General features: G+C 58.6%; 19 protein-coding genes, 2 tRNA genes and 1 pseudogene. 11 read left to right on the forward strand and 11 right to left on the reverse strand.

Annotation, left to right across the window (positions count from 1 at the left end; genetic code table 11):
* Positions 1 to 668, forward strand: a pseudogene (locus tag HMPREF2912_RS12605) (transposase); the annotation flags it as partial.
* 108 nt (positions 669 to 776) lie between these two features.
* Here HMPREF2912_RS12605 and HMPREF2912_RS12610 read toward each other — a convergent pair.
* The 6 genes from HMPREF2912_RS12610 to gyrA all read right to left on the reverse strand — a co-directional run bounded on the left by HMPREF2912_RS12610 (position 777) and on the right by gyrA (position 6,368).
* Positions 777 to 1,661, reverse strand: coding sequence for an NgoMIV family type II restriction endonuclease (locus HMPREF2912_RS12610; RefSeq protein WP_083312483.1), 885 nt, complete (start codon positions 1,659 to 1,661; stop codon positions 777 to 779).
* 2 nt (positions 1,662 to 1,663) lie between these two features.
* Positions 1,664 to 2,677, reverse strand: a complete 1,014-nt coding sequence (locus tag HMPREF2912_RS05400; RefSeq protein WP_118790703.1) for a DNA cytosine methyltransferase — start codon at positions 2,675 to 2,677, stop codon at positions 1,664 to 1,666.
* Positions 2,678 to 3,182: 505 nt separating this feature from the next.
* A tRNA-Ala gene (locus HMPREF2912_RS05405) sits at positions 3,183 to 3,255 on the reverse strand.
* Positions 3,256 to 3,264: 9 nt separating this feature from the next.
* A tRNA-Ile gene (locus HMPREF2912_RS05410) sits at positions 3,265 to 3,341 on the reverse strand.
* 87 nt (positions 3,342 to 3,428) lie between these two features.
* Entirely contained in the window at positions 3,429 to 3,776 is a 348-nt protein-coding gene (locus tag HMPREF2912_RS05415; RefSeq protein WP_070521969.1) for a DUF3566 domain-containing protein, read from the reverse strand.
* Between the two features lie 3 nt (positions 3,777 to 3,779).
* A complete protein-coding gene (gyrA, locus tag HMPREF2912_RS05420) occupies positions 3,780 to 6,368 on the reverse strand; it encodes a DNA gyrase subunit A (RefSeq protein ID WP_070683502.1) in 2,589 nt (862 codons plus the stop codon).
* Between the two features lie 79 nt (positions 6,369 to 6,447).
* Between gyrA and HMPREF2912_RS05425 the strand changes: the two genes are divergently transcribed.
* The 4 genes from HMPREF2912_RS05425 to HMPREF2912_RS05440 are packed head-to-tail and all read left to right on the forward strand — an operon-like array spanning position 6,448 to position 7,880.
* A complete protein-coding gene (locus HMPREF2912_RS05425; RefSeq protein ID WP_070533755.1) occupies positions 6,448 to 6,669 on the forward strand; it encodes a CopG family transcriptional regulator in 222 nt (73 codons plus the stop codon).
* A complete protein-coding gene (locus HMPREF2912_RS05430; protein WP_070521964.1) occupies positions 6,666 to 6,926 on the forward strand; it encodes a cell filamentation protein Fic in 261 nt (86 codons plus the stop codon). Before HMPREF2912_RS05425 ends, HMPREF2912_RS05430 begins: the two co-directional genes overlap by 4 nt.
* 50 nt (positions 6,927 to 6,976) lie before the next feature.
* Positions 6,977 to 7,423, forward strand: coding sequence for a hypothetical protein (locus HMPREF2912_RS05435; RefSeq protein WP_070683504.1), 447 nt, complete (start codon positions 6,977 to 6,979; stop codon positions 7,421 to 7,423).
* 10 nt (positions 7,424 to 7,433) lie between these two features.
* A complete protein-coding gene (locus HMPREF2912_RS05440; RefSeq protein WP_070533582.1) occupies positions 7,434 to 7,880 on the forward strand; it encodes a DUF6918 family protein in 447 nt (148 codons plus the stop codon).
* 73 nt (positions 7,881 to 7,953) lie between these two features.
* Here the strand turns inward: HMPREF2912_RS05440 and gyrB are convergent, their stop codons facing one another.
* The 5 genes from gyrB to dnaA form a co-directional block, all read right to left on the reverse strand.
* Positions 7,954 to 10,005 (reverse strand): DNA topoisomerase (ATP-hydrolyzing) subunit B, encoded by a 2,052-nt coding sequence (gyrB, locus tag HMPREF2912_RS05445; RefSeq protein WP_070521954.1) that lies wholly within the window; start codon positions 10,003 to 10,005, stop codon positions 7,954 to 7,956.
* A 130-nt stretch (positions 10,006 to 10,135) separates the two neighbouring features.
* Complete coding sequence (locus HMPREF2912_RS05450; RefSeq protein ID WP_070563706.1) at positions 10,136 to 10,678, reverse strand: DciA family protein; 543 nt, start codon at positions 10,676 to 10,678, stop codon at positions 10,136 to 10,138.
* The gene (gene recF / locus HMPREF2912_RS05455) at positions 10,671 to 11,849 is read right to left on the reverse strand and encodes a DNA replication/repair protein RecF (protein ID WP_070683505.1); all 1,179 of its coding nucleotides are present in this window, start codon (positions 11,847 to 11,849) and stop codon (positions 10,671 to 10,673) included. Before recF ends, HMPREF2912_RS05450 begins: the two co-directional genes overlap by 8 nt.
* A gap of 5 nt (positions 11,850 to 11,854) precedes the next feature.
* Positions 11,855 to 13,036 (reverse strand): DNA polymerase III subunit beta, encoded by a 1,182-nt coding sequence (dnaN, locus tag HMPREF2912_RS05460; protein ID WP_070533586.1) that lies wholly within the window; start codon positions 13,034 to 13,036, stop codon positions 11,855 to 11,857.
* A 576-nt stretch (positions 13,037 to 13,612) separates the two neighbouring features.
* The gene (gene dnaA, locus HMPREF2912_RS05465; protein ID WP_070521942.1) at positions 13,613 to 15,244 is read right to left on the reverse strand and encodes a chromosomal replication initiator protein DnaA; all 1,632 of its coding nucleotides are present in this window, start codon (positions 15,242 to 15,244) and stop codon (positions 13,613 to 13,615) included.
* Positions 15,245 to 16,043: 799 nt separating this feature from the next.
* On the opposite strand from dnaA, the gene rpmH reads away from it, so the two are divergent.
* Genes rpmH through HMPREF2912_RS05495 form a run of 6 tightly spaced genes read left to right on the forward strand, consistent with a single transcriptional unit; the run spans position 16,044 to position 19,333 of the window.
* On the forward strand, positions 16,044 to 16,187 hold the full coding sequence (gene rpmH / locus HMPREF2912_RS05470; RefSeq protein ID WP_003847033.1) for a 50S ribosomal protein L34: 144 nt from the start codon (positions 16,044 to 16,046) through the stop codon (positions 16,185 to 16,187).
* A gap of 3 nt (positions 16,188 to 16,190) precedes the next feature.
* Positions 16,191 to 16,559, forward strand: coding sequence for a ribonuclease P protein component (gene rnpA, locus HMPREF2912_RS05475; protein WP_070521939.1), 369 nt, complete (start codon positions 16,191 to 16,193; stop codon positions 16,557 to 16,559).
* Entirely contained in the window at positions 16,547 to 16,825 is a 279-nt protein-coding gene (gene yidD, locus HMPREF2912_RS05480; protein ID WP_070444526.1) for a membrane protein insertion efficiency factor YidD, read from the forward strand. The genes rnpA and yidD overlap by 13 nt, the downstream gene beginning before the upstream one ends.
* 9 nt (positions 16,826 to 16,834) lie before the next feature.
* Positions 16,835 to 17,821, forward strand: a complete 987-nt coding sequence (yidC, locus tag HMPREF2912_RS05485) for a membrane protein insertase YidC (RefSeq protein ID WP_070521933.1) — start codon at positions 16,835 to 16,837, stop codon at positions 17,819 to 17,821.
* Positions 17,822 to 17,844: 23 nt separating this feature from the next.
* Positions 17,845 to 18,474 (forward strand): 16S rRNA (guanine(527)-N(7))-methyltransferase RsmG, encoded by a 630-nt coding sequence (rsmG, locus tag HMPREF2912_RS05490; RefSeq protein WP_070521930.1) that lies wholly within the window; start codon positions 17,845 to 17,847, stop codon positions 18,472 to 18,474.
* Between the two features lie 10 nt (positions 18,475 to 18,484).
* Positions 18,485 to 19,333 (forward strand): ParA family protein, encoded by an 849-nt coding sequence (locus HMPREF2912_RS05495; RefSeq protein ID WP_070521927.1) that lies wholly within the window; start codon positions 18,485 to 18,487, stop codon positions 19,331 to 19,333.
* Positions 19,334 to 19,335: the final 2 nt, after the last annotated feature.

Below are 19,335 nucleotides of genomic sequence, written 5' to 3' on the forward strand. Positions count from 1 at the left end.
ATATCAGGTGTCTACCTAACGGGGGTCAGGTCCCTGAATACCGCCAGGTCTACAACGAACGACGACGGCACCAATCACTGCTTATCGGCAAAATGCACATCACCCCACGCCAAGCTTTCGATACCTTCCCCAAAGCACCATCACCTCAGCATCCACTCGATCCCGAGCAGGTCTGGGCCCGCATAGTCGCCTATAACCAAGCACACAACCCACAAGCAGTATCCGAAAAGCTCAACGGCCCCGCGGAAGCGGCAACTTCACACGAGGCCAACACCGATGACATGGCAGCTTTGCAAGGCATACCTCCCACCGATACCCCAACACTAACGGCGCTGACGACACAATCAACAAACCATTGGGGCATCCCAGACCAACTCTGCGTAAGCAAAGATGGCGTTGTACGCGTGTGCGGCTTCGGTCTCTACATTGGTCTGAGGTTTAAAAACCGCAGACTCTACTCCACAGTCACAGCCGATAACGTTGCGGAGTTCTACACGGCCCATGACGGTGAATTCCTCTTCAGCGTGCCACTGCCGATCACGTTGAGCCACAGGCCACCAGGTGGCCAGATCAACATCAACCTCGTTGAAGGAATGAAACACCGCCAACCACCACGGATGAACCCGAAACTATCCAAACCCCGGCCCAAACGCAGGCAACAACCATAAACCGCTAGAAGTGTCCAAGACCTCCATGGATTCCGTGTCCAAAAAGACACCGGACTCCATGTCCAAAAACCCTATGGACATAACACTGCTAGGTAAGACTTGGTAGCTTTAAACAGCTAAGTCTAAAGGTAGATCCGCGATGTCTCTCAGTCGATTACCTTCTAACAAGGTGCGCATGAGTTCCTTAGCATCGTCTGAACCTGCCTCTGAGACTGCTTGTTGAAGTTCAGGCAGCATTACGTGGTAGACCATGTCTACATCACCTGTGCCGAGCGCCAAGGACGCAATACGGCTCATTGTTGGTTCAGCAGTCACAGCAACAATGTGGGGTGCTCGGCCTTTGCGATTGCGTATGAGGTTTAAAGCTTCAGAGCGGGTGTTTTGGGAGCGGTCTGAGCGCATAGTGAACTTGCAAGAGACCACGGCATGTATGAATCCGGGTGTTTCACCGTTGGAAGCACGGAAAGGGGACAGCAGTGCTTGTTCTTTATCAACAATCGGCAAGTCTGAGTTAATAACATTATCGGAGGCTGCACTGCGGATAACTACAACATCAGGAGATATGACGTAGCTATTTCCGAGCGCAGCGCCAAGTTCCGGATGCTGCTTTACGGCTTCGGCAAGTTCAGCCAAGTGACGATACGGCTCATAACGGGCAAGATGGTCTTGACGTCTAGAGTTACCTAAATTTTGAACCATCCAATCCCCGGGACGAACTGTTTGCATATAAGGAAATGTCGCTGCTAGGAACCTTTGCACAGCTTTTTCAAAATTTGCCCCCGTCGATTGTCCGGCGCCCTTACCTTGAACTAAAGGAACATTGAGCTGACGCGCAATGTGTGCCGAAAGTACTTTACTGGCGCGCTGACCTCTATCAGCATTGGAAGCGATACTTTCTCCACTTGGCGTTTCAGTGAGAGCCAACACGCCCGAATCAATTAATTGCTGGTGAAACTGTTTACGTGCAGCTGTAATTAAGGCTGGTTGAGTCATAGTTAGAACCTTAGTGAATCTGGTACGCGAGTTGGTTCAGCAGCGTAAACACCATCAGGTAGTGGTTCTTTATTTAATGCCGCAGCGATCCGCGAGCCGACGGCCTCAGCCACAGGGGGTGGGAAAGCATTACCGACCTGCCGCCATTGCGCGGTCTTCTTCCCCTGCCAAATCCAGTTTTGAGGGAATCCCTGAATCACGCCGCCCATCTGAACAGTGAGACGTGGTAAGTCCTTGTCGAGGTTAGTTGGGAAATCTTCTTCAGGAGCAGTCTCGGCAATTGAAGTTCCTTTTACTCCGAGTTCTTTCCAAGCAGCTTTGGCTCTTGTGGGTCCAACATCGGGGCCGCCGTGCTTCTTGGACCCTCCAACCAGAGTTGGCGCTACCTTGTTCGCCTTTTTAGCCCACTCTGCGGCACCTGTCCAACCATTTTGTCCCATAAGTATTTCTAAAGCTTCGCCCACGGTCTTCCATTGCCAGTTCGCTGGCGGCCAGAAGAAGTAGGGAGCGTATTCTTCTTTGACTGCGACCAGAATAAACCGCGGCCGAAGCTGGGGAACTCCATAGTCAGCAGCTTGAAGCAGCTTCCAAAAGACGCTGTACCCCATTTGCTCCAGACGAGTGATGATGCGAGCACGATATTCTTCAAACCGCTTTTGCCCTAGGCCCTTAACGTTTTCCAGCATTACAGCGCGTGGATCTATCTGCTTGATCATTTCCAAAGCGCGGGGAAAGAGGTCACGTTCATCGTCTTCACCAAGTTGCTGTCCTGCGATAGAGAAGGGCGGGCATGGGACACCACCAGCAAAGAGATCCGCTCCTACATAAGGCTCAGGATCGAATTCGAGGACATCTGCTTCAACAACATTCCAATGCGGTCGGTTAACGCGAAGGGTTTGAACGGCAAACTCGTCAATCTCTACTGCAACCAAATGCTCAAAACCAGCGTTTTCGAGACCCAAAGCTTGACCGCCGGCGCCAGCGCAGATTTCAACAGAAGTTAACGAGTTATGCACGCCGCTGATTGTACATAGCCCACCGGACGTTCAAGAGAGCAATGACGCGAATAAGGCAAGGAGGTCGAATGCATGTTTTAATTAAGATGGGTGCTGGAGCAATTGGTAGCTCACTGCTCATGCCAAACTCGCGAAGCAAAGGTCAGCAGCCCTCGATTCATATAAACGGCTCTAGGGTTCTTTTCTTCCCCTTGCTCACCCAGCCGGCTGCTCAAGAGAGTCTCCGGCATATGGTGGCGAAGCCTGCTTATCCCGGAGCCCATCGAGCCACACGAAATGTCTCTTAAGCCCTTTAGGGGCCTAAACGACAAAACGTGGCCTAAACGCTTTAGGGGGTTAGGCCTAAGAAAAGGGTGGCTCGGACGCTCCTAAATCCACACGAAAAGTCCCTTAGTGCGACACGCCGCAAATCCACACGAAATGTCCCTTAAGCCCCCTAAAGCGGGTCAAGGAGCCAACGCAAAAGGCGCCCAGCGTTTCCGCCGAGCGCCTTCCACTTATGCTGTGGAGCATAGGAGAATCGAACTCCTGACCTTCTGCTTGCAAAGCAGATGCTCTACCAATTGAGCTAATGCCCCATTGTTCCGTGGTGGGCCTAGCTGGAATCGAACCAGCGACCTCATCGTTATCAGCGATGCGCTCTAACCGACTGAGCTATAGGCCCTTGACCGGAACGAGTAGTTACTCTACATAGGACCGGCGATCTATTACAAATCGCCTGGTCATATGTAGTTTTTCTCGGTGATATTCGCTAGTTATGCGGTTCGTCTTGGAGGCGAATCTTGAATCCACCGAAGACGTCCACGATGGCGTTGTAGATCACCGCCAGAAGCGGCGCCAGGATGGTCATCAGCACAGCGATGATGGCACCAAACAGTGCGGCCGCGGAGACGACCAACCCGAAGGAGACCTCAAAGCCGCCGCCAACACCGCCGACGAGGCTATTGAAGGAATCCCAGATGCCCGCCTGGTCAAGGCCGAGATACAACAGGCACACGGCGATGATCCAGGCGACGAGGCCGACGAGGGACATGGCCAAGCCAACGCGGAACGCCGACATGGGCGAAATCCGGGCTAGGTGAAGCTCTCGTCCAATCATGGGTTACTCCTCGTCCTTATCGGCATCCTTGCTTTCAGCTTCGTCCTGCTTGGAGTCTTCCCCAAGCTTGAGGTGCTCAGGCTTGACGTCCTCCACGGACTTCTCACCCTTGGCCACTGCCTGGGCATTCTCCTCGCCGTCGTCCTCCACGTTGCGGTCGATGGCCAGCAGCTCGACATCGTCAGCCAGGTTGACCAAGCGCACGCCCATGGTGGCACGGGAGCTCGGGCGAATCTGGTTGACCTCGGTGCGCACAACACCACCGGCGGAGGTGATAGCGAAGATCTCGTCGTCTTCGTCCACAGAGATTGCTGCAATGAGCTTGCCACGCTTCGGCGTGTACTTGAAGGTCATCACGCCGAGGCCACCGCGGCCCTGCGGTGTGTACTCCTCAATGGCGGTGCGCTTGCCGTAACCACCAGAGGTAGCCACCAGGAGGAACTGTCCGTCATTGACCACGGACATGGACAGCAGCTGGTCATCACCGCGGAAGCGCATGCCCTTTACACCGGCGGTAGCGCGGCCCATCGGGCGCAGCTGGTCATCGTCCGCAGTGAAGCGGATGGCCTGCCCCTGCTCAGAGGTGAGCAGGATGTCATCGCCCTCGTTGACGAGCTGTGCACCGATGAGCGCATCGCCCTCGTTGAGGTTGATGGCGATAAGCCCGGCGGAACGTGCGGACTCGTAATCGGTCAGGCGGGACTTCTTCACGCGGCCCTGCTGGGTAGCAAGGACCAGGTATGGAGCGTCCTCGTAGGACTGAATCTGAATGACCTGGGCAATCTTTTCTTCCGGCTGGAACTCCAGCAGGTTGGCCACGTGCTGGCCGCGGGCGGTGCGGCCGGCCTCCGGCAGCTCGTAGGCTTTGAGGCGATAGACACGGCCGAAGTTGGTGAAGAACAGGATCCAGTCGTGCGTGGAGCAAACGAAGAAGTTCTTCACAATATCGTCTTGTTTGAGCTCCGCGCCGCGCACGCCCTTGCCGCCGCGCTTCTGCGCCTTGTAGGCATCCACCTTGGTGCGCTTGGCGTAGCCGGTAGCGGTGATGGTGACAACGACGTTTTCGCGGGCGATGAGGTCCTCATCGGAAACGTCTCCGGAGGCAGCGACAATCTGGGTGCGACGCTCATCGCCGTACTTTTCGACGATTTCCTCAAGTTCATCGTGGACGATCTTTCGTTGGCGCTCATCGCGAGCCAGGATGTCTTTCAGGTCCTCGATGATCTCCTCGATCTCGGCCAACTCATCGATGATCTTCTGGCGCTCCAGGGCAGCCAGGCGACGCAGACGCATAGCCAGGATGGCATCGGCCTGGATCTCGTCGACGCCGAGAAGCTGCATCAGGCCCTCGCGTGCCTCCTCCACCGTCGGGGAACGGCGGATGAGCGCGATGACCTCATCGAGCATGTCGAGCGCCTTGACCAGACCGCGCAGGATATGGGCGCGCTTCTCGGCCTCATCGAGGCGGAACTGGGTCCGGCGGACGATGACCTCGATCTGGTGAGCCACGTAGTAGCTCAGCATTTGGTCTAGGCGCAGGGTGCGCGGCACGCCATCCACGATGGAAAGCATGTTGGCGCCGAAAGAGGTCTGCAGCTGGGAATGCTTGTACAGGTTATTAAGGACAACGCGGGCTACAGCGTCACGCTTGAGGGTGACAACGATGCGCATGCCCACACGGTCGGAGGACTCATCCTCAATCTTGGCAATGCCGGCGATCTTGCCGTTGACCACAGACTCCGCGATATTGGAGATCATGTTGTCCGGGTTGACCTGGTAGGGCAGCTCAGTGATAACGATGGTCTGGCGGTTGCCCACCTCCTCAATGGAGGTCACGCCGCGCATACGGATGGAGCCGCGGCCGGTGGTGTAGGCATCCTTGATGCCCTGGTCACCCACAATAAGACCCGCGGTGGGGAAATCTGGGCCCTTAACGCGTTCCATACAAGCAGCCAAGGCTTCTTCCTCGGAAGCATTCGGGTTATCCAGCAGCCAGTAGATGGCATCCGCCAGCTCGTTGAGGTTGTGCGGCGGAATGTTGGTGGCCATACCGACGGCGATACCGCCGGAGCCGTTCATCAGCAGGTTCGGAACGCGGGAGGGCAGGATGGTCGGTTCCTGCGTCTTACCGTCGTAGTTCGGGGCGAAGTCGACGGTGTTTTCGCGGATGTCGCGGACCATCTCCATGGCCAACGGCGTCATGCGGCACTCCGTATAACGCATAGCTGCCGGGCCGTCATTACCACGGGAGCCGAAGTTACCTTGGCCGTCGACCAGCGGATAGCGCATGTTCCACGGCTGGGCCAAGCGCACGAGGGTGTCGTAGATAGCGACGTCACCGTGCGGGTGGAACTGGCCCATCGTGTCCGAGACCGGGCGGGCGGACTTTACGTAGCCACGGTCCGGCCGGTAGCCGGAGTCATACATGGCGTAGAGGATGCGGCGGTGAACCGGCTTGAGGCCGTCGCGCACCTCTGGCAGGGCGCGGCCGACGATGACGGACATGGCGTAGTCGATGTAGCTCGACTCCATCTCCTCATTGATGTCAATTGGTTGGATGCGATCGAAAAGATCACCGTTATTGTCGCTCATAACGCCCTATCCTACCTTCTAGGGCCGTCTAAGGCCGTTTGTGGCACAGCTGTAGTATCACGGTGATACCATGTCCTCTATGGCTATGACGCTGCGCCTGACCCCGGACCAAGACCATGCGCTGACCTTGTTGGCTTCCGCGCAAGGAACCTCCAAGCACGAGGCGGTGGTCCGCGCCGTTGTTGCGGCGGCCGCGCGAACCCTCACCGATGCCGCCGTACAGGATACCGCGCGCCGGCTGCTGCCTGGGCGTTCAGAATTAGAAGCGGAGATCCGCCAGGCCCGAGGCGCACGCCAGTGAACGTGGAACAACTGCTCCTCGTCGCCCGTGAGTTTTGCCGGGCCCATCGGGTACGGATTAGTAATTTCGCCGCACTAGCCGCCGCGGCCGCCGCGAGCACGGCCACCATTGAGGGAATTGCCGTTCATGGCAACCGCGATGCGGCGGCGGAATCACTGGAGACAGTCTTGCGTTCTGTCCCCGCGCTCAGCGGAAAGAATGAAGAATTCGCGCGATTTTGCGCCGAGGTCTATCTTTCTGTTGCAGAAGTTATGTAAGTTAAACATGATATAGAAGTCTCTATTCCCTTGTAGGAAGGAATCCCCCTATGCCCTCGAAGTCTTCGAAGAAGTTCCTCGCCGCCGGTGTCGTGGCTACCACCCTCGCCACCGCCGCAACGCCGGCTGCGAGCGCTAAGACCGCCGACAATGACTGGCAGAACAACCTCAACCCCGACTTCGAGCAGGGCGAAGCCGGCTCCTCCCTCACCGGCTCCACCCCGATCGACATGACGCTCATCATCGGCGGTAGCATCGCCGCCGCAGCGGCACTGCTCAAGCTAGTAGTGGATAACGTCCCGGCACTGCGCGCCCAGGTAGACGAGTTTGCCGCCCAGATCGGGATGGCCGGCTCCTCCGGTTCTTCTGAGAACAGCCGCCTCTACGAAGGTGGCCTCGACTTCGACCTCGAGCGCCTGGCCCGCACCAATGGCTTCCCGGAGATTGCTGACCAGCTCGCCGCGCTCAAGGCGGGATCCACCGCACCGGCACAGTAAGCTCGCCTGTATGACAAACCTCACCCAGCTTCTCCAATCCCCTACCCGCAACGCCGTAGTGGCGGACTTGGCCACGGCCGCCGATGACACCGTCTCTTCGCTCTCCGGCATTTCCGGAATGGCCTTCAAAGGCGCTTTAGGCGCTGCCAAGAAGGCAGATTCTAAGGTCTTGTCCAAGGGAATCAACCACATGCTTCCGGAGTTGCTCAATAGCCTGGATTCCTACTGGAAGGAATTCGAAGGCTCTGAGCAGTCCGACTTCGGCACCTACCTGGAAGGGCGCAGCGCTGAGATTACCGCCGCCATCATGGCAACCGCGGACAAGGCCGCGGAGAATGTGAACGCGCCTGGCATCGCCCGCACCTACAAGTCCCTGCGTGGCAAGGCCTCCTCGATTCTGGAGCCCAACGTCGCGACCATCGGCAGCGTTCTGCAGCGCCATATGACTACTGTTTAAGCGCCTGCTTAACGACGAAATAAGACCAGCACCTCATATGAGGTGCTGGTCTTTGCGGGTTTTGACCTAGCGTTTAGACGTCGAGGAAGCGTACGTCCTTCGCGCGGCGGGTAATGAAGGAGCGGCGAGCAGACACGTCATCACCCATGAGGATGGAGAAGAGCTCGTCGGCGCGCTGGGCGTCCTCCAAATCCACACGGCGAAGCACGCGGGTGGTCGGATCCAGGGTGGTCTCCCACAACTCGGAGGCGTTCATCTCACCCAGACCCTTGTAGCGCTGGATGCCGTCATCCTTGTTGATCTTGCGTCCCTGCTCCAGGCCCTCAGCAAGCAGCTTGTCACGCTCGGCGTCGGAGAAGGCGTAGCCCGGCTGGCCCTTGCCCCACTTCAGCTTGTACAGCGGCGGGTTAGCCAGGAAGACGTGGCCATCCTCAACCAGCTGCGGCATGAAACGGAAGAGCAGGGTCAGCAGCAGCGTAGCGATGTGTTGGCCGTCCACGTCAGCATCGGCCATGAGCACGATCTTGTCATAGCGCAGCTTGGAAATGTCGAATTCTTCGTGGATGCCGGTGCCCAGGGCCGTGATGATGGCCTGAACCTCAGCGTTCTTGAGCACCTTGTCCATGCGGGCCTTTTCCACGTTGAGGATCTTGCCGCGCAGCGGCAGGATGGCCTGGAACATGGAATCGCGGCCGCCCTTGGCGGAACCACCTGCGGAGTCACCCTCCACGATGTAGAGCTCAGAAAGCTTCGAGTCCTTGGAACGGCAATCCGCCAACTTACCCGGAAGGCCACCGAGGTCACCGGCGGACTTGCGGCGTACCAATTCGCGCGCCTTTCGTGCCGCCACGCGGGCGTGCGCAGAGGACACGGCCTTGTTGATGATGACCTTGGCCTCAGCCGGGTTGGCATCGAACCAATCGTTGAGGTGCTCGTTAACGGAGCGCTGGACAAATCCTCGAATCTCCGAGTTACCCAGCTTCGTCTTGGTCTGGCCTTCGAACTGCGGATCACCAACCTTGACGGAAATGACGGCAGCAAGGCCTTCGCGGCAATCTTCGCCGGAAAGGTTGCCATCCTTTTCCTTGAGGAGCTTGTGCTCCTTGGCATAGCGGTTCATCAGAGAGGTCAGCGCCGCGCGGAAGCCTTCCTCGTGCGTGCCGCCTTCGTGAGTGTTAATGGTGTTGGCGAAGGTGTGGACGGACTGCTTGTAGCCCTGGTTCCACTGCAGCGCGATTTCCACCTCATGGTCCTCACCCTTAACGTCGAAGGCAACGATGGTGGGGTGGATGGCGGTCTTGTTCTTGTTGAGGTGCTCAACATAGTCCTGCAGACCGTTTGGGTAGTGGTAGGTGACTTCCTTCTTCTTTTTCTTGGAGGCCTGGTCTTCGTCACCGTCGGCAGCCTCAGTGGACTCCCCCTTCTCATCCAAGCTGCTCAGGCTCACTGGGGCATCGCCAGCCTCGGCGATCTCCTCCAGTTCGGCCTGTTCCTTAGAGATGGCGCGCTCATCGCGCAGCACGATGGTCAGGCCCTTGTTCAGGAAGGCCATCTCCTGCAGGCGGCGAGCGATCGTGTCGTAATTAAACTCGACGGTCTCAAAGATCTCCGGATCCGGCCAGAAACGGATGGTGGTACCAGTACCGCGAGCATTATCGCCTTCCACGAGTTCATCCGGGATGGCGTTGTTGAAGTTCTGGTACCAGTGCTTGCCGTCGCGCTTGATGTCTGCCTCGACGCGAGTGGACAAAGCGTTGACCACAGAGATACCCACGCCGTGGAGGCCGCCGGAAACGGCATAGGATTCGGAGTCGAACTTACCGCCGGCATGCAGCTGGGTCATGACCACCTGGACGGTGGGAACGCCAGAGGCGTGCATCTCCACCGGGATACCACGGCCGTTATCGATAACTTCGATGCCGCCGTCTTCGCGGAGGGTGACGATGACCTTGTCGGCAAAGCCCGCCATCGCCTCATCGACGGAGTTGTCAACGATCTCCCAGATCAGGTGGTGCAGGCCACGGGCACCGGTAGAACCGATGTACATGCCGGGGCGCTTACGGACGGCTTCGAGGCCCTCCAGAATTGTGATTGACCCCGCATCATATGCGTGTTGTTCAGCCACGGATTCGTGTTCTCCTTTTGGCTAGAGCTAAATCTAAGACTCTAGCCATTCTACACTGTGTCCCCCCACGCAAGGGCACTGCACGCCCGTGAGAGCCCCAAATTTGCGTGAATTTCGCGGTCACCCAAAATCAGCCATACGTATCTTGCGAACCTTGCGGCTTGACCCATTGGCGGCCCTCATAGTTGCGGTGCTGCTTGGGGCCCTGAATGTGCAGCTTAACCACCACGTCCGGGCCGAGGCGATCAGCAATCTTCTGCAAAATGGGGCGCTGCAAGTAACGCAGCTCGGTGGCCCAGCTGGAGGAATCACACGCCACGTAGACAACCTGGTCCTTGATGGTGAGCGGCTGCGTATGCGCGGCGATGCGCTCGCCGACAAGGTTTTCCCAATTGCCCATGACCCAACCATGAGCCAATTCGTGTTCCCAGCCGCGTTTGCCAATCTCTCGTTGAATCTGTGCGCCGAGGCTAGGGATCTCGAGGCTGCGGCGCCGGCGGCGGCCATCGGGTCCGCTCGGCCGGCCACGCCGATACGGCGTTGGCTGTTGCTCCGAAGGAGTCGGCGTCAGGTTCATCTTGGGAGCCGGCTTGTTGAGCTTCGGCGGGTTCTTGGAATTACTTCGCGTGCGCTCGAAGAGCGCCTTGACCGGATCGAAGTCCTGCTCAGTCATCCTCGTCACCGCCCGCCGTATACGGAGCGATCTCGGAGATTCGGCCCTCTTCGGTATCTCGCACTGTGACCGTAAAGCGTTCAATGGGCTGCAAGTTTCCGGGCAAATCCTCATCCACCGCCGCAGTAATGAGCACCTGCTCCGCACCCGCGGTGAGGTGAACGAGCTTTTCGCGCCTTTTCGCATCGAGCTCGGCGAAGACATCATCAAGGATGAGAATCGGATCAGTGCCGTCTTGGCGCAGCAGGTTGAACTCCGCCAGCCGCAAGGAGATGGCATAGGACCAGGTCTCGCCGTGGCTGGCAAAGCCCTTGGCGGGGCTCGTGCCAAGGTTGAGCACCAGATCGTCGCGATGCGGGCCAACGAGCGAGATGCCGCGTTCGATCTCTCGTTGACGCTTCGTGGCAAGCTCGGTGAGCATCATGGCCTCGATAACCTCGCGGTCTGAGATGTCCACGGTGGACTTGTAGTCAATGGCGGCCGGTCGCGACTCCGGGGCGAGCCCGGCATAAGCGGCGGGAATGTGCTCGCGGAGTTCGTCGACAAGCGCCAGGCGTGCCTGAATCACCTGCGCGCCGAGGGAAGACAGCTGCGTATCCCACACGTCGAGAGTGGCCAGCGCCGAGGCACCGTCACTGTCGCTGTAACCCCGGCGCAAGCTTGGCGACGCCGACTTCAACAACGCATTGCGCTGCTTCAGGACCTTGTCATAATCAGCTTTCACTCCCGCCAGGCGTGGCATGCGCGAGGCAATAATGTCATCCAAATACTGGCGGCGTGCTGCAGGTTCGCCGCGCACGAGGGACAAATCCTCCGGGGAAAACAACACGGTTTTCACCACGCCAAGTAACTCGCGCGGGGACTTCAGGCGCGTGCGGTTGATCTGCGCCTGGTTGGCCGCGTGGGGTTTGATGAGCAAGTGCGCGGTGAGCTCTCTGCCCTGGTTCACCGCGGTGGCGGAGATGCGGGCATTGTGCGCGCCGTGGCGCACGAGGGGGGCATCGTGGGCCACACGGTGCGAAGAAAGATGCGCGGTATACCCGATGGCCTCGACGATATTGGTCTTGCCGAAACCGTTGCGGCCGACAAACAGGGTGATCCCCGGCTTGAGGTTGAGGGTGAGCTCGGGCCAGGAGCGGAAGTCCCTGACATCGAGATCGCGAATATACATATGGCCTAGCCTGGCAAGCGCACTGGCATCAGCAGGTAGGTGAAATGAGTTTCTGGAGTCGGGAACGAGCCGTCCTCATTGGCCGCTGGTAGCTCCTCCGGCTCCGGAATCATGATCGCAGGCCGCGAAGGCTCGGTAAAGCCAAAGACCACGCGGTCCGTGTGGACCACGGCCAATCCATCCTTGAGGTAGGACGGGTTGAAGGCGATGACGAAGTCCTCACGGCCATTGAAAGCACAGGGCAGAGATTCGCTGGCGCGGCCAGAATCGGCGCCTGCTGCCAAGGTCACCTCGCCCTCGCGGAATTCCATGCGGATCTGCGCATTGCGATCCGTCAACAACGAGACGCGGCGAATGGCTTCCTGGAGCGGAGCAACCTCAATGCTGGCCATAGCGCTGTGGGTCTTGGGCAGCAAGGGTGCAACGTTGGGGAAATCCGCGTCCAGCATGCGGGTGGTGGTCTCGCGGTTATCCGCATGCAGGCCGAACAGGCCTTCCGCAGCGATGTTCTCACCAGTGCCCACGGCGATTTCAACCGGGATGTTGAGGTGCGTGTCCAAGGAACGGCCGGTCTCCTGCAACGTCTTGGCCGGGACGAGGAGCTTGGCCTGGACGTCAGGAGATACCGGCTCCCACTCGAAGGTGCGCATGGCCAGGCGGAAGCGGTCCGTTGCCGTCATTTCCACGTGAGAACCATTGATGTCAATGTGCACGCCGGTGAGCATCGGCAGCGTGTCATCCTTGCCGGCCGCGGCAACGACCTGGCTGATGGCTTCGACGAAGAGCTGCGGGTTAATGGTGCCGGTGACCTCCGGCAGGACAGGGAGTTGGGGGTAATCATCCAGCGGGATGAGCGGCAGCTCGAAGCGCGAAGAACCACAGGTCAACAGAACCTTGTTATCCTCCTGCGTCATCTCGATTTCCTTGTTGGGCAAGGAAGCAACGATGTCAGAGAGCAACTTACCGGCCACTGCGATGCGTCCCGGCTCATCCACCATGCCGGCGATGCGCACGCGGGTGGAAACCTCGTAGTCGAAGCCGGTGAATTCCAAACCATTGTCATCCGCGGTGATCAGCATGGCGCGCAGTACTGGTTGGGTGACCTTCGAAGGAAGGCTGCGCGCGACCCACGCTACGGCGTTAGCGAGATCATCTTTGGCAACGCGAAATGACACGGACTGCTCCATGATGGTGAGACGCTCCTCTAGTTGCGGATGGAAGATTCTTGCAAGCTCACTCCAACTTACAGGATCGGTGCCGAAGCACAGGATTTTGTCATTCACCTTCCGTGCTTTGCGATTCAAGCGCGCGACCGTGCAGGGCGCCGACGAATCACACACATCCTTTTTCTTCTTGGTTAGGGAGAAAACAAAATAGAAGTAGTAATAAGCGCTGTGGGATCTGTGGACAACCCGCTAAAAGCCAAGCTCTTCACGGTGAAACGATCTGTGAGTCAGGGTGTGGGATCACTGTGATCAAATGACAAGAAATGTGAGTAACTGGGTCGGGGTCAAAGTTATCCACAATTCATCCCCAGATCTGTCTGCGCTGATCACAGAGTTAATCACAAGGGCGATGACCCTTCTGATCTGCTGTGGAAGAAGAAAACGTGATAAGGATCTACAAATTACAACAATGAAATTACACAGCTGTGAATAACGGTGTGGATAACTTTTGGGTGGATCGCAAAGACGCCCCTACCCACGCCCGCGGGGAGGAAATTGCGGGAGGTGGGCAGGGGCGTCGCCAAGCGCTGCGTGGTGCTAGCGCTGGTTGTGGTTCTTCACGCGTTGGGTTAGGGCCTGGATCTCGTCGTACGTGTTGCGGTTCTCAGTCATCTCCTTACGGATCTTGCGGTCCGCATAGATGACGGTGGTGTGGTCCTTGCCGCCGAATTGATCACCAATCTTCGGCAGGGAAAGCTCTGTGAGCTCGCGGCACAGATACATGGCCAGCTGGCGGGCGTGGGCGACGGCGCGCTTCTTACCAGAACCGCGCAGGGTATCCACGTCGATGTCGAAGTAATCCGCTGTGACCTCGATGATGGCCGCCGCGGTGATCTGGCGATCCGCAGAGTCCGGGGCTAGATCATGCAGGGCAATCTCCGCCATCTCCAAACTGATCGGTTCATTGACCAGGGAAGAATACGCAGAAACACGGATGAGCGCGCCCTCCAGCTCGCGGATCGAGGATTCGAAGCGAGAGGCGATGAGCTCGAGGACCGAGCGATCGACGTCGGTGCCGTCCGCGGAGGCCTTCTTCATGAGGATGGCGATGCGCGTTTCCAGGTCTGGCGGCTGAATATCCGTAATCAGTCCTCCCTCGAAGCGTGTGCGCAGGCGATCCTCCAGCGTGGTCAGCTGTTTCGGAGGGCGATCGGAGGACAAAATGATCTGTTTATTGGCCTGGTGCAGCGCATTGAAGGTGTGGAAGAACTCCTCCTGCGTGGACTCCTTGCCCTCTAGAAACTGGATGTCATCGACCATGAGGATGTCCAGGTTGCGGTAGCGGCGCTTGAAGGATTCCTGGCGGTCATCACGCAGGGAATTGATGTAGTCGTTGGTAAATTCCTCCGAGGAGACGTACTTCACGCGCAGGCCCGGATGCAGGACCTGGGCGTAATTACCGGCCGCGTGCAGCAGGTGGGTTTTGCCCAAGCCGGAGCCGCCCCAAATGAAGAGAGGGTTATAGGCGCGGGCGGGGTTTTCGGCCACGGCCACGGCGGCGCCGTTGGCAAAACGGTTGGAGGACCCGATGACGAAGTTTTCAAAAGTGTGCTTCGGGTTGAGGGACTTTTCGCGGTTCGGGTTGTGCGCCGGTTCCTCGCGCGGGATGCGCGGCCCGGTTGCCTCGGGGTAGCCGTTCGGAACGCCGCTCTGCTGATCGCTGTAGTGCTGTGCCAACTCATCCAAGCTAGCCGGAGAATGCGCGGTGTCCCAGGAGCGCGGTTGATGGTGGCTTGGCGTCTCTGGCTGGGCAGATGGAGTGGGCGGCATGGGCTGCTGGAAACCCTGTGCCTGGTGCCCCATGCCGTGCTCGGGCGCCTCGGTTTGGATGGGGCGCTGGGGTGCGGGCGCTTCTGGCGCTTCTTCGTGAGCCGGCTGCGGCGGCGCCGCAATGGTCACGGCCAAAGAACAAGGGCGCCCCATATGCTGCGACAAGGTGCGGGTGATGTACTCCCCCAGCTCGGCCTCGATGACATTCTTGGCGTTCTCGTGCGGGGCGGCGATCAGCGCGTAGCCATCACCGATCATGATGGGTTCTACAAGTTGAAGATTGAGGCGCTGGCTATGGGAGAAATTGGGTACGTCCGAACTTGGTTGTTCGGACTGAGCCAGTAAATCACTGACCACAGCTTTCCAGCTGGCCCGGAGGGCTGCTTGCGGATCAGACAAAACGCCTACCTTCTGTGTAGTCACAGTTCACGCGGTGTCATCGGCCGGGGCCGGCCACACCTACTCGGTTCCCTGAAGAAGAGGCTTTGGGAGCTGAGTATTTACTGCGTGACTGTGGGTTGGGGATCGGGGATGGACGGATGGATGAGGAGAGATACAGGATGAGAAATCACATGAAGTTGTAATTTCCACCGAAGATTCCACACGATGTTTTGGTGTGTAACCTCGGAATCCACAAAGTTATCCACAAGTGTGGATAGGTGGTTTATCCACAGCCTATCTCATAGCTGTGGATAACTGTACATCGGCTCCTCAATGCAGTTAACCTGCATAAACAGCAAAAGTCTCAAGTCTTCATTGAGAGTTATCCACACCCTGTGGGTGACTGTGGAATTCGATTCCTCAGTTGTACCGCGTTATGGGGGCGCTGTCTAACGCACTTTTATGCGCGCTCGGCACGGTGGCGCCAAGCGCGGCGCAAGAACGGCGAGAGGGGGCACTTGTCGCGCAGCATGTGGGCAAAAAGTGGCGTTCTAGCTGCGGATAAAAACATCTTTGTAATTTCGGGGACACCCAGTGTGTCGATTTGTTTCGCGCACTATCTGTCACGTAACCTGTGATGGTCTATCGCAACAGTGCATGGTGCACATGTTGCATGTGGGAATGCCTCGCCACGCCTCACGGCGCTTCACGTGCGAAGCCACATCCCCACGTACACCATTCATCAGTGGATGTTTATGCCCACCGCCCTCACCGGCGTGTGGCTGTGCCATCCACCAACAACTTCAAGGAGTTAATCGTGGCAAAGGGTAAGCGTACCTTCCAGCCGAACAACCGTCGTCGCGCTCGTAAGCACGGCTTCCGTACCCGCATGAGCACCCGCGCCGGCCGCGCCATCGTCGCCGCTCGTCGCAAGAAGGGTCGCGCTAAGCTCACCGCTTAATTCATGCTTCCAGCCCAGCACAAGCTCACGTCCCCGAGGCAATTTCGGAGGACCATCAAGGGCGGGCGCCGGGCGGGCACGCGCACTGTCGTCGTGCATTTGCGCTTTAACGACGGTGAAGACGACATCGCGGCCACTGGGCCGCGGTTCGGCCTCATCGTGTCGAAGGCCGTCGGGAATGCCGTGGTTCGCCACCGCACCTCCCGGCGGCTTCGTCATGTGTGCATGTCCCTCATGCGCGATGGCGTCAACGGGACAGTATTGCCCGCCAATGTTGACATTGTTATCCGCGCCTTGCCCGCTAGCGGTAGTGCCACCAGTGAGCGCCTTGAGCGTGATATCCGCAAAGCACTAAGCACATGGGATATCTGAACTCTCAAGGAGAGGAGATTCCTGAAGCCCGCGGGTTCGGGAGAGTCCTAGTTCACGGGGTGCGCTTCTACCAAAAGCACTTGTCAGGCCTTAAGATGGTCTCCACCTGTCGTTTTGAACCGACGTGCAGTGCCTATGCTCTCGAAGCCATCTCCATCCATGGAGCCTTCAAGGGGACGGGCATGGCCCTCGCCAGGTTATGCAAGTGCGGTCCCTGGCACCCGGGCGGGTTTGATCCGGTACCGACCAAACAACAACTGAGGTAAACAACTCTCGTGCTTAATTTCATTTATTGGCCAATTTCAGCCGTCCTGTGGTTCTGGCATTGGCTCTTGAGCTTCGTCCTTGATTCCGCATGGGGCGGAACCTGGATCATCGCCATCGTTCTTCTGACATGGACGCTCAAGGCCATCATGGTCAAGCCGACCATCACGCAGCTGCGCTCTTCACGCAAGATGCAGGAGATCCAGCCGCAAATTCAGGAACTGCGCACCAAGTACGCCAATGACCAGACCAAGGCTGCCCAAGAGATGCAGCGCATCTACAAGGAAGCCGGCGTTCGTCCGGTGGCGGGCTGTCTGCCGATGTTCGCGCAGATCCCCATGTTCATTGGTCTGTTCCACGTGCTGCGTTCCTTCGACCGCACCGTTGCCGTCGCCGGTGGCGTGGGCCACCCGGCGGGTGAAGCAATGTCGGAGGAGATGAACGCCTCCATTGCGAACTACATCTTCGAACCTGAGCTGGTGAAGCAGTTCGTAGACGCCAAGATCTTCGGTGTCCCGCTCGTGGCCAACCTGAGCCTCAACTCCGGTCTGGAGATTGTTAAGGAAACCACCACCGCACAGGCGGCCTTCATCATCGTGCCGCTCATCGCCATCATTGCGACGCTGACCCACTTCAACGCCCGCATGACGCTGAACCGTCAGGAGGCGCGCCGCGCGGCCGGCAAGACCGCTACCCCGCAGGGTCAGAACGCGGAGATGATGCAGCAGCAGATGGCCATGATGAACAAGATGATGCTGTGGTTTATGCCGGCAATGCTGGTGTTCTCCGGCTTCATCTGGCCCATCGGCTTGCTCTTCTACATGCTGGCCAACACCGTGTGGACCTTCTTCCAAACTCGCATCGTCTACGCCAAGATGGACCGCGAGGAAGAAGAAGAGGCAGCTGCCAAGGCTGAGCTCAAGCGCACTTCTGCCCCGAAGCCGGGCGCACGCAAGAAGGATCACCGCTCTAAGAAACAGCGCCGCAAGAACAACTAGAACGTAACCCAGGAGTTTTCACAGTGACTGAATCTGTGTCCGACACTGTGCCACTGGACCCGTCTGACGTCTTCGGATCGCGTCTGCCGCTCGCGCAGAAATACCACGATTCGCTGGCTACGGACGGGTCCACCCGTGGTTTTATAGGTCCCCGCGAGGTCCCGCGCCTGTGGGAGCGCCACCTCATTAACTGCGCCGTGGTCGCGGAGGTAATGCCGCAGGGCGCCACGCTTATCGACGTCGGCAGTGGCGCCGGCTTGCCCGGCATCCCGCTCGCCATCGCGCGCCCTGACCTGACAATCACCCTCATCGAGCCGCTGCTGAAGCGCTCCACTTACCTCAACGAGGTCGTCGACCTGCTGGGCCTCGATAACGTCACCGTCATCCGCGGCCGCGCCGAGGAAGGCCCGGTGAAGAAGGCCGTTAAGGGTGCCGACATCGTGACCTCCCGCGCGGTGGCCCCGTTGGGCAAGCTGGCCAAGTGGTCCCTGCCGCTGGTTCGCAAGGGCGGAGAGATGATCGCTCTCAAGGGTTCCTCGGTGCACGAGGAGCTGGAGCGCGACGCAGCCGACATCAAGCGCGCCGGTGGCGGAAAAGCCGAGGTCATGACCATCCACGGCACCACCATTATCCGTGTCCCGCGCGTGAACTAAAGTAGACGGCATGACTCATCCTCGTCTTATCACCATCGCGAACCAGAAGGGTGGCGTGGGTAAAACCACCTCCGCCGTCAACCTTGCCGCCGCGCTCGCTGAGGCCGGCAAGAAGGTCCTGGTGATCGACTTGGACCCGCAGGGCAATGCCTCCACCGCGGTGGGCGCGGAGCACACCTCCGGCACCAAATCCAGCTATGAGGTTTTGTTGGGTGACTGCAGCGCGGAGGATGCGATGCAGCACTCCCCCGACGATGAAAACCTCTACTGCATCCCCGCCACCATCGACCTCGCCGGCGCGGAGATTGAAATGGTCTCCCTGGTTCGCCGCGAGTTTCGCCTGTATGACGCCCTGCACAACGGCTTCCTCGAAGAGCATGGCTTTGAGTACGTTTTTATTGACTGCCCACCATCTCTAGGCTTGCTCACCATCAATGCGATGACGTGCGCAGAAGAGGTCATTATTCCCATCCAGTGTGAGTACTACGCCCTGGAGGGCGTGGGCCAGCTGCTGGGAAATATCTCCATGATCCGTGAGCACCTCAACGAGGATCTGCACATCTCCGGCGTGCTGCTCACCATGTTCGACGCCCGCACCAAGCTGGCAGAGCAGGTGGCCAATGAAGTGCGCGAGCAGTTCGGCGCCGTCGTCTTAGGCAACGTCATCCCGCGCTCCGTTCGCGTTTCGGAGGCGCCGGGTTATGGTAAGACGGTTATCGCTTATGACCCGTCGTCGACAGGCGCCCGCGCCTACGCCGCCGCCGCACGCGAGTTGGATAAGCGCGGGGACTACACGCCGCACCCCACCACGGGTGCCATTGGCGTGAGCCCAGAGATTTTCGCGGAATTGGAAGGATAGGA

It is taken from the genome of Corynebacterium sp. HMSC056E09, assembly GCF_001813425.1.
Lineage (GTDB): Bacteria > Actinomycetota > Actinomycetes > Mycobacteriales > Mycobacteriaceae > Corynebacterium > Corynebacterium hesseae.

Excerpts from the sequence above, each read along its gene's own strand:
- HMPREF2912_RS12610 (WP_083312483.1), bottom strand. The coding sequence starts at position 1,661 with ATGACTCAACCAGCCTTAATTACAGCTGCACGTAAACAGTTTCACCAG.
- HMPREF2912_RS05415 (WP_070521969.1), bottom strand. The coding sequence starts at position 3,776 with ATGATTGGACGAGAGCTTCACCTAGCCCGGATTTCGCCCATGTCGGCG.
- gyrA (WP_070683502.1), bottom strand. The coding sequence starts at position 6,368 with ATGAGCGACAATAACGGTGATCTTTTCGATCGCATCCAACCAATTGAC.
- HMPREF2912_RS05425 (WP_070533755.1), top strand. The coding sequence starts at position 6,448 with ATGGCTATGACGCTGCGCCTGACCCCGGACCAAGACCATGCGCTGACC.
- HMPREF2912_RS05435 (WP_070683504.1), top strand. The coding sequence starts at position 6,977 with ATGCCCTCGAAGTCTTCGAAGAAGTTCCTCGCCGCCGGTGTCGTGGCT.
- HMPREF2912_RS05440 (WP_070533582.1), top strand. The coding sequence starts at position 7,434 with ATGACAAACCTCACCCAGCTTCTCCAATCCCCTACCCGCAACGCCGTA.
- HMPREF2912_RS05450 (WP_070563706.1), bottom strand. The coding sequence starts at position 10,678 with ATGACTGAGCAGGACTTCGATCCGGTCAAGGCGCTCTTCGAGCGCACG.
- recF (WP_070683505.1), bottom strand. The coding sequence starts at position 11,849 with ATGTATATTCGCGATCTCGATGTCAGGGACTTCCGCTCCTGGCCCGAG.
- dnaN (WP_070533586.1), bottom strand. The coding sequence starts at position 13,036 with ATGGAGCAGTCCGTGTCATTTCGCGTTGCCAAAGATGATCTCGCTAAC.
- rnpA (WP_070521939.1), top strand. The coding sequence starts at position 16,191 with ATGCTTCCAGCCCAGCACAAGCTCACGTCCCCGAGGCAATTTCGGAGG.
- yidD (WP_070444526.1), top strand. The coding sequence starts at position 16,547 with ATGGGATATCTGAACTCTCAAGGAGAGGAGATTCCTGAAGCCCGCGGG.
- HMPREF2912_RS05495 (WP_070521927.1), top strand. The coding sequence starts at position 18,485 with ATGACTCATCCTCGTCTTATCACCATCGCGAACCAGAAGGGTGGCGTG.